General features: G+C 74.6%; 2 protein-coding genes. Both read right to left on the bottom strand.

Annotation, left to right across the window (positions count from 1 at the left end; genetic code table 11):
* Positions 1 to 475, bottom strand: a 475-nt coding sequence (locus ACI6QG_RS19560; protein WP_407026258.1) for a hypothetical protein, incomplete at its 3' end; no start/stop codon positions are given.
* A partial coding sequence (locus tag ACI6QG_RS19555) for a hypothetical protein (RefSeq protein ID WP_407026257.1) occupies positions 475 to 1060 on the bottom strand: 586 nt, incomplete at its 5' end. The genes ACI6QG_RS19560 and ACI6QG_RS19555, both read right to left, overlap by 1 nt.

Below are 1060 nucleotides of genomic sequence, written 5' to 3'. Positions count from 1 at the left end.
GCCGCACCTCGGCGCGCTCGAGGTCCACGAGCCGGCTCTCACAGGTGAGCCCGACGCGCGGCTCCGCGCCGTCCGTCACCTCCATGGTGTCCATCAGCCCCGCCCAGAGCGGGAACGGATCCGCGACGAAGGCGCCCTCGGCGTCCAGCAGCGCGCCCCACAGCCTGGCAGGCCGCAGCCGGAAGCTCCGCTCGGCGAGCGCGATATCCACCACCTCCTGCGGCACGGGGGACAGTGCCAGCGTCAGCCGCACGGCGCGCAGTTCGACCGTCTCCTCGACCTCGCCGACGGCGCCGATCGAGCCCACGCCCTCGAACACCTTCCCCGCCCAGTGCAGCTGACCGAGCCCGGTCCAGGCGCGGAAAGGGCCAGCGGCGAAGTCGAGCTCGACCAGCACCACGGGGGCGGCGACCGGCGAGGTGGCGGAGGCGGCCGCGTGTGGCGACAGCCGGGGCGTGCCGTGGGTGTCGGACACTACAGGGCCTCCTCCAGGCGGATGGTGATCGCGGTGAAGCGCCCCGGCCGGGTGGGGTTGGCGGCCTCGTCGTCGGAGACCAGGCGCATGGCGACGGTGGGCCTGGTCAGCACCAGCGGCTGGTTGATTAACAGCGCCTCGCGGAGTGGCGGCGCGATCGGGATCGTCGCCGTGCCCGCACCGGCGGCGGTCACCGTTGCGGTGGCGATATAGAGCCGCCCGGCCAGGCCGATGAGGTCGCCCGCACTGACCGCGACGCCGTTCGGCCACCAGCCCCCGGTCTGGATCGCCAGCGCCCCGCGCGGCGCGCCGGCCGCGAGCGCCGGGTTACCGGAGCCGACCACGAAACCGGTGCCGTCCGTGAAGATGGTGGCGTCCGAGTAGGAGAAAGGCCCGCTCGGCACGTCGCCCTGCACCCGCGGGTCGCCGGTGCGGAACTCGCGCCGCCAGTCCCAGATGCGGACGGTGTTCACCGAGCCGGCCAGCGCCGCGAGCAGCCCTTCGAGCAGGCCGGCGCGCACGCGGTCGAGCGGATCGAAGGTGGCCTGCGCCACCCAGCGCGCGCCCTCGCGCCGCAGCACCTGG

This window comes from Sabulicella flocculans, assembly GCF_045449635.1.
GTDB lineage: Bacteria > Pseudomonadota > Alphaproteobacteria > Acetobacterales > Acetobacteraceae > Roseococcus.
This window is presented reverse-complemented; position numbering and strand designations above follow the sequence as displayed.